Genomic DNA, 8,424 nt, shown 5'->3' with positions numbered 1-8,424 from the left:
CTGTGCCATAATTCATATCTCCTGTTTTTGAGGAATATATGGCTTCTTTGAGTGTCCATAATAATGTAGCACCTCCAGTATCGATTCCTTCAGGTAAGTCGCGCACGAACTGGTCGGCATTCGCCGCCCTCAATGCATCCCACATTGCCGCTTCGGAAGCGTTATCATCAGACCAGAGCAGATTTTGACGAATCGACATATGAAACAATTGCGGATCCTGGGGAACGTACCCTACCCGTTCGCGAAAACTGTTCTGGTTCCATGCACCAAGCGACACACCGTCAATCAATACCTCTCCTTCATCAGGCACCTGAAGCCCCAGAACGAGATCGGTTATCGTCGACTTACCTGCGCCGGACTCACCGACAAGCGCAACCATCTCCCCTTTACGAAAAGACATGTTGACGTCAACAAGCGTGTGTGAACGCCCCGGATAAGTAAACCCGAGATGACGCAACTCAATAGCATGATCAAGCCTCGAAAAAATGCGATCGCCCTGTATTTCTACAAAATCTGCCGCCTTGCGCCTCAAATCAACCAGTTGTTCATAACTCGGCAGAAAATTGCTGATCGTAACATTTCCCTGCAAGAGTGAAGCAAGGATTGGCATCGCGGCAAGCAAACTCCACATCACAGCCGCCAGCTCAGAAACAGGCGCCTGCCGACCAATTGAAAACCCCAATGCGATGAGAACAGCAAGCACGGCCATGGGCTGAAAAAATTGTGGCACTGCAGTCGATAACACCTGAGAGCGCAGAGTAACCTTGATATGCTGGTCGAATGCCTTGAGGTAACTATCCTGAGCATGTTGCTGCCTCCCGAATCCAAGAATCAGCCGCGCAGCTCCGAGCATCTCGCTCAATACCCCCATTGCGACATTCGCCGTTTCAGTATTGCGCCGTCCCAGCCTGTAGGTCACTTTGTGCAACAGCAAGAAAGGAAGGCCGAAAAGTACCGCCAGACCCAGTGCGGTTAATGTCATGGATGCATTCAGCCAAATTGGAACCGCCAAGTAAACCGCCAGCTGAATAATGTTTGCCAGAAAAGTAGCTAAAGCTCCGAGGGTATCGCCTATGGTGTTCAGTTCCTTGTTGAGGGTATTCAAGAGACGCCCCTGCTCTGAACCACTGAAGAACCCCCAGCGTGCCTTGAAAAAGGTCTTTAGAGCATCCCCGAAAAGACCCCGAACGACGGCATACTTGATCCGCAGTATTGCATACCTGATCATCACGGAAAACAGGCCGCGAAACAGGACGGAAATAAAAAACAACCCGCCGAATACCACGAACGAGGGCATCAAATCCACCCGATCCAGCACCTGCAAGACAACCGACGTGACCCTTCCAACTTTTGAAAGCGAAGGATCAAGCAGGAAGTCCATCATAGGCACCACAGCCATCACGCTAAGCCCGGCCACAATGCCTTCTGCAAGAAGCAACAGGAACAGCAACCCGAAGTGCTTCGGATAACGGGACAAGAACTCCTTGAAAATGGCAATGACGCTGCTCAAGGCACCGCGCCCTTCAGTACTTTGACCCATCAGCCCATTATCTATCTTATTCAACGGTCCGAACCATCACCATCAACACCAAGCATCTCCAGCAGATCGCCACGTCTGAATGTGGCCGAAAGCTGCTGTAACGAAACAACCCGATCACCATAACAGGAACGCAACGCATCGAATACATGCTCGACGGCATCGGCATGATATTCAGCCTCATTGGCCTCAAAACACCCAAGAACTTCACGGAAGTTCAGATGGGAGACCTTATCCAAAGCAATATGCATATCGTCAAGAAGTTTCCTTCCAATCAGCATTGAAATATAATGAGACGCATAAGGCAGGAAGTCTGGCGGGCTGGCAGACGAAGGGCGTTTACGTTCATTTTCCACTGCCCGAAAAACAAGAACTGCAAGCAGGGCTTGAGCAGCATTCAAGCCCTGGAAAATATCGTCGTACAGTTTCCCGAAATGCTCCTTCCTGCGAAACTTGGCCTGATGAGGACGTCGGCGCCATATGGCAAGAACGGATTCCGCGACGATGGAACTGGTCACGACTCCGGAACCACCGGCCCCCTCCTCCCGTTGGCATTTATAGGTGTACCCCAAATCGGCAATCCCCATTTCAAGCCTTTTCTGGATATCATCATTCGAACGCAAATCTCTTAAATCAACAGGGTTCTGGCTGTTTGTCGCATACGTGATATCCTGCACAAACTCCTTGTCGGTGTCTGCCAATTGATAGATGCGAACCATCACATACGATGACTCTCCGACCCGGTCAACAACGGCATTATTCAGCGTTTCCTGTATCGTTTTGCAGGTCTAGCCCCCGTTGATGACCTGCATGTTCTTCAACTGTACCTTGTAATCCGTTTTTTGAAACGCGTTGTAGTCGAACTTGTCACAGACAACTGTAATGCCATTATTGTAGAAGTAGAACTTGTCCGAACGCTCCGAGTCGCAAAGCGTCTGATGAATCGCCGTGTTCACCCGATTCGTATGCAGGCCAAGATAGCGACGGATATTGCGCTCGAGCAGTTTATCTCCATAATCGTTGAACATACGCTGGATCTCCTCGGCGGACACCCGCCCTACAAGCACGCGCATATAATTCATATCCTCCACGATAGCCTCTCCGCTCAATGTCAAGGTCGTATCAACCTTCTTGCTCCGCTGGAGAATGTTGACGATAGAATCATGGTTGAAATGGACAAAGTCGACCTTGTCCCCATAATCCTTTTTCGCCTCATTGATCCAATTCCCGGCCTGTTGGGTCCACGATGCCCCATTATTGCACAAGATCACGCGGACATTGGGGATATACGCGTCCCTGATCAAAGAACGAATCTCTTCAATCTTGGGCTTGATCTTTGCATTGAGAGACACGTTTCGGTATGGATCGAAAAGCACCTGCACCGTATTGACCGCTTTCTCTACACCATTCTCAGGGAAATTCCACTCGCCTCCCAGTTCCTTCTTGTACTTTCCCTGAAAGATGGTCACAAGGAATTCCCCATCCTCGACATCTCCGACATGCAGACCATCCACACCGGCATCATTGCCCCCGTCGGTCACCAGTTCAGATGCCTCCTCAAGAGACATTTCAAGACAGGTCGCAATGCACAGCAGAACGAATGCTGCAGACTTCTGTCTGCCAGGGTCGCCGGCAGGCAACCATTGAGAAGAATCCTCAACGATCCCCGTGACACGCTGGTCAATGATGCTCGCGTTGATGTTCATTGCTATCCCCCTATTGTTGCTTCAACCTGCTATCCATCACTCAGTCAGAAAATCAGTATTACTCCTTAGAAAAAAACTGCTTACCCTTGATTCAGGATGAATCCAGCCATGAAACTGAGCGAAATCGGGATAAGCCTCCAAGATCTCCCAGAATTTCTTCTGGCACTCTGTATCGACCTGTTCATCCTTCCATTTCCCATCCAGCCGCATCCAGCACTCCTTTGTTATTTCGAGAAGTTCCTCCGGTGAAAGATCCTTAACGTCGATACCCTCCTCCGAATAATCGTTCGTTCGATAATAGCTATGATTCAGGTGCTCCTTCCAGGTCAGCTTCCGCCCCGAATCCCCCCACATCAGATGCTTAGGAGCATGTACCGCATTGCTCCAGCTCCACAAATTTCGTAGCTGCAAATAATTCACGACAAGAAGTGGCCGTCTGTATACATCGCTAATCATATCAGGTCCACTGCCTGTACTAATACAGAGATCGCAATGTGCAAACAACCACACATCCATGAAATCGCTCTTATCTTCACGGAAAGCATAATCAATGACTCTATCATGTGAAGAGGGCATCGGGGTAGCCATCTTCTTTCCCATCCGGAATACCCATACACCTTGATCGGCAAGCCATTCAATGGCCGGAACATATGTCGCAATATCGGAATTGCGATAGGCGTGGCACTGCCATGCAGAATAAGAAGAATCAGAACCGTCTCCATGCAAGGGATCATTCGCAAGATACTCGTCGTCCCGCACGAGAAGACAGACAAAACGCCCCCCCTCTTTCCACCCAAGCCCACGAAGCCAATCTTTTGCTAATTGGTCCTCTTTAAGAGTGAATGGCATAGAGTTAGGATGCCTTTCTAGCACGCCATGAATATCTCTTGTACCTGTCTCGCTTGACAAGCGGCAATGCTCTTCTCCGCCAGGAATGATGCGGTTCCACCGATCAAGATGACACACCCACTCAGAAACAGGAAAACTACGGCTTACCATAGTGGCCCAAAAGTCGTTAGCTGTCTTTTTCAGCAGCCAATACAAATCGACACAATTAGCCGGTTGCTCATTCAAGGCAGCATAGTGATGCCCTACATCACCTGCGAAATGACCAATTCGTCCTGAATTGAAGGTCCCAACACGAACAAGAACCCATGGCTTTAGCCATCTCATAAGATAGACTGCAGGCACGGCCCAAGGGGAATGCAACAGCAACAACAATATCGAGGAACCCTTTTGAAAAAGTCTTCCTGATATTTTAGCCACAAGAGCTTTCAGGCCATGCGTTCTGTATACTTCCTTGATTCGGATCAGAATACGCCGGTAACGGGACACATCAACTTCACCCATGCAGATTAATTTAGAATGGTTTCAGCGGGTTTTAATCAAACTCAAATACTGTTGGCCGCGGCCCCACCACTGAGGGAAATGATGTAGTTTCATATCCGGTGCCCCATACTGAAGCATTGCATTTGCCTCAGTGATTGCCATTGCCGTCTCAGGAGCCAACGGGGTTATCAGTTCAGCAATTTCACCAAGCAACGAGAATAAAGAGGCCCATCCGTCTTCGTTTCCGGTTTCGATATCACACATAATCGCCCAAGAGCGAGAGCAGAGCTCTTCCAGTTTTACCCCAAAAGGCTCGGCATGGTCAGGGAACTCATAGCGATAATCTATCAGATTTAGATTCCTGCAATAGTAATTGGACAAGGCAAGAGCATTATAACCGCGATCGTCACCGAGAATCTCTTTGTACCATCGCCAATCCGTAAGAAAACGGGGTGCGGAGCCATAGACGTCGAAATCCGTCTCAATTGCACAGACCACATCAGGAATGCTCAATAATTGCCTATCATGTAAAGGCTGGATGATATTGTCAAGAATCCAGTCGACAATCGGCCTGCTCATCCCCCGTAAATGCCGTAAATGGGGCCTGTAATATGATGACAATACCGCAGCCTGCTCATGTACTGAGCCATCAAGGTCAGGGAAGAATCTATCGCGAAAGAGTCGGCGGAGTGTTTCAGCTAAATAGGACACCCCGTTAGCTGTCGTCATGCAAAGCCCCCCCCCCTCAGCAACGAAGCCCCCCATATGCTTGAGCAGAGGAATAGGATCAGCCTGATGAGGCAAACACCCTTCTGCCCATACCAGATCATACTTGATATCGGATGAATACTCGTCGAAAAGGCTCACGTGAACAACTGCTGTATTATCCGCAAATCCCTTTAACCTCTTGCGTGCTTCTTCGATACCAACAGGATTGGCATCAACCAAATCATACCTAGTGTTCCGTCCGGTTAGTTGGTTGGCTTTACAGCCAGACTGTCTTTTGCGCGCTGAACGGAGTCCAGAATCGCATTGGCTGTTTTCGTCCAGATGAATGGTTTGGCGTGGATTTCATTGTGAGCACTGATAAAGCGATGAATCGCATCGCGCAGTTCTTTGACACTACTGAAGATCCCCCGATAGAGTGCTCGTCTTTCCAATTGCGAAAACCATCCCTCAACAGCGTTGAGCCATGATGCACTGGTCGGCGTAAAATGAACCTTGAATCGAGGATGCTTGTCCAGCCAGGCAGTCACGTCTGCCGTTTTATGCGTTGAGCTGTTGTCGAGAATGATGTGCAGGTCCAATTCCTTTGGTGTTGACCGATCAATCTGGCGAAGGAAATCAAGAAACTCTTTTGCCCGGTGCTTATTGGTGACCCGACCGATGACTTTTCCCGTCAGGATATCGAAGGCTGCGTAGAGACTCCGGGTGCCGTTTCGTTTGTAGTCATGGGTTCTGCGTGCAATCTGACCAGGCCTGAGTTGCAGCATGGGTTGCGTTCTGTCAAGTGCCTGAATCTGCGTCTTTTCGTCCACACTGAGGACCATGGCGTTTTCAGGCGGGTTCATGTACAGACCGACCACATCCACAACTTTTTCTGCAAACTCCGGGTCGTTACTGAACTTGAAGGTTTGCAGGCGGTGGGGCTTAAGCCCGGCACCCTGCCAGATTTGCTGTACCTGCCATATCGTTATTCCGGTATGCTTAGCCATCAATCGAAGGCTCCAGTGCGTTGCTCCGGCAGGCACTCTCGTTTGGGTCAGCCTGAGGACTTCCTCCACTTTCTTCTGAGAGAGCTTCCTTGGCTGTCCGGAACGAGGCAAGTCCCTGATCCCGTCAAGTCCCTGACCTTGATACCTATTGAGCCATTTGTAGACCGTATTGGTTGACGTATCGAGTTCAGCAGCGATGGCTTCAACCGTTTGACCGGCATCACTCAGCAAAAGGATGCGCGAACGCAAGACAATATTCTGTGCCGCCGTGTGTGAGCGCACCCACTTTTCAAGGATCGGACGGTCAACAGGCGCAACCTGATATGTTTTGTTCTTTGGTGCCATATATGCATGTAAAATATTGATTTACACGCAATATAACCATTATCTCTTTATATAACAAAGAATTAACCGAACAGCACACTAGACGGCTTTAGACTTGCCGTATACAGGGCATTATGACCAGAGCCGGGACCAAATTCAAGGACCGTTCTACCCCGAACAAACGTCGGAAGCAACCCCAATAACCGAAACAAAGAGTCCCTTCGTCGGAAATGTTTTCCTATATCTGATATATCCTGACTGACAGGTGAGATGGCGTTTTCAGAATAATAATCAATAAATGCTCTAGGATTGGCCATTGAAATCCCCATGCTTTAGGTTCATCAAATCTCGAGCTATACTTTCCTGCCCCAAAACAGAAAGCCCACCATCAACATAGATGGTCTGCCCTGTAACAAAAGAAGAGTGTGAAGAACACAAAAACTCAACAACACTCGCAACATCTTCGGCAGTACCCATACGACGCAATGGCGTTATATCCTCAATCAACTTTCGAACATCATTGCCAGGAGCAAAGAAATCCGCGTTCTCAGGCTTTATTATCGTAGATGGTGAAACCATATTGCATCGGACTCCCTTAACGCCTAAAACAGCAGCATAATATCTCATAAAACCGACTAAGGCAGAGCGACTCGCATGATAGTATCCATCCTGCTCCCGCAAAACAAAATCAGCCGCATTAGAGCCCAAAAGCACAATGGATGATTTCGATGATAAAGAGTTTATCAAATGATGAATCACCCGATCCATTCCCTTGATCATGACACCATACTCTTCATCACGACTATCACCTCTATACCTATGCGCAAAAACTATATTATCCCAAACAATATCAGCATTAATAGCAATTGAATCGGGCAAGTCACAATAAAAATGGCGTCGCGATTCATTAAGACTTCTTGAAGCAGTATACACATCATCCCCCCGACTACTCAACCGCTCTCGAATAACAGAGCCAATACCTCGACTCCCTCCAATAATCAATGTCTTCACAGGCCTTATCATTGTTAACTCCCTACAACATCAAAATAGGGGACCGGACGAATAAAACAGCCCCCGCATGCAAGATACGCCCGATTTTTCTCGATAAACCGATCCCCAAATCGCCAGGCCAAAAGCAGAACGATATCTGGCTTCCGCTCGTATATTGCCCTGCTCGGATAGACGGGAATATGATGACCTGGACTGTATAGCCCCTGTTTGGCAGGATTATCATCGACAAGATAATCGAGATACCCTCCGATACCGAAATGATAGATCAAGGTGGTGCACGTAATTGATGCCCCGAAGCCCGCTATCGTTTTCCCTTCGTCCTTTGCTCGTTTAAGAAATGCAACGAGTTGATCCCTCAGGGCATTTATCTTGTCACTATATTCGTCGTATGTCTCTTTCTCATACAACCCCATTAGATCCTCTTCATGCAATAGCGCTGCAACCGAACCATCATGCGGCACTGGGCCGCCTGGCCGCTGCACATAATACCTCAATGACCCACCCTTTGTGTCAACCCTTTCTACTGCAGCCAGCTCCAATCCATACCGTTCAAAGATTTTTTTTACCGGCTTTACCGAAAATGGGCTCTCCGCCGAAGTTAATGGAAAAGCGTGGTTAAAAAGGTAGCTTGGCGTAGTCCCCGCATTACCCATTCATACCCATATACTCTATCATGCAAAGCCTGACCACCACCGCCCACTACCAGCAACTTCTCGGACTTCCATCAACCTGGATGGTCGAGAATGTCGACCTTTCAATGACGGCTATGCAGGTGGTCATCAGACTTGTCTATACCGGAAAG

Annotated in this window: 6 protein-coding genes and 2 pseudogenes; 1 reads left to right on the top strand and 7 read right to left on the bottom strand. The window is 48.6% G+C overall.

The genetic code is table 11. The features are described 5' to 3' along the window. The 7 genes and pseudogenes from EKD02_RS09470 to EKD02_RS09440 form a co-directional block, all read right to left on the bottom strand. On the bottom strand, positions 1 to 1,540 hold a 1,540-nt coding region (locus EKD02_RS09470), incomplete at its 3' end, for an ATP-binding cassette domain-containing protein (RefSeq protein WP_148102972.1). 20 nt (positions 1,541 to 1,560) lie between these two features. Then, positions 1,561 to 3,105: pseudogene (locus tag EKD02_RS10105) on the bottom strand (AIPR family protein). A gap of 174 nt (positions 3,106 to 3,279) precedes the next feature. After that, positions 3,280 to 4,593: a TIGR04372 family glycosyltransferase gene (locus tag EKD02_RS09460; RefSeq protein ID WP_126385239.1), complete on the bottom strand. Its 1,314-nt coding sequence runs from the start codon at positions 4,591 to 4,593 to the stop codon at positions 3,280 to 3,282. A gap of 21 nt (positions 4,594 to 4,614) precedes the next feature. Beyond that, positions 4,615 to 5,520 carry a class I SAM-dependent methyltransferase gene (locus EKD02_RS09455; protein ID WP_126385237.1) on the bottom strand — a complete coding sequence of 302 codons (906 nt, stop codon included), beginning with the start codon at positions 5,518 to 5,520 and terminating at the stop codon, positions 4,615 to 4,617. Between the two features lie 23 nt (positions 5,521 to 5,543). Next, positions 5,544 to 6,632 (bottom strand): IS630 family transposase, encoded by a 1,089-nt coding sequence (locus tag EKD02_RS09450; protein WP_126341371.1) that lies wholly within the window; start codon positions 6,630 to 6,632, stop codon positions 5,544 to 5,546. 282 nt (positions 6,633 to 6,914) lie between these two features. After that, positions 6,915 to 7,622 (bottom strand): SDR family NAD(P)-dependent oxidoreductase, encoded by a 708-nt coding sequence (locus EKD02_RS09445; protein ID WP_185805742.1) that lies wholly within the window; start codon positions 7,620 to 7,622, stop codon positions 6,915 to 6,917. A gap of 14 nt (positions 7,623 to 7,636) precedes the next feature. Beyond that, positions 7,637 to 8,275 carry a methyltransferase C-terminal domain-containing protein gene (locus EKD02_RS09440; RefSeq protein WP_126385233.1) on the bottom strand — a complete coding sequence of 213 codons (639 nt, stop codon included), beginning with the start codon at positions 8,273 to 8,275 and terminating at the stop codon, positions 7,637 to 7,639. A gap of 20 nt (positions 8,276 to 8,295) precedes the next feature. Here EKD02_RS09440 and EKD02_RS10580 point away from each other — a divergent pair. Beyond that, a pseudogene (locus EKD02_RS10580) lies at positions 8,296 to 8,424 on the top strand (ISL3 family transposase); the annotation flags it as partial.

The sequence above is a fragment of the Chlorobium phaeovibrioides genome, from assembly GCF_003968655.1.
Classification (GTDB): domain Bacteria; phylum Bacteroidota; class Chlorobiia; order Chlorobiales; family Chlorobiaceae; genus Chlorobium; species Chlorobium phaeovibrioides.
Note: the sequence above shows the minus strand (reverse complement) of the source record. Positions and strands in the feature narration are given on the sequence as shown.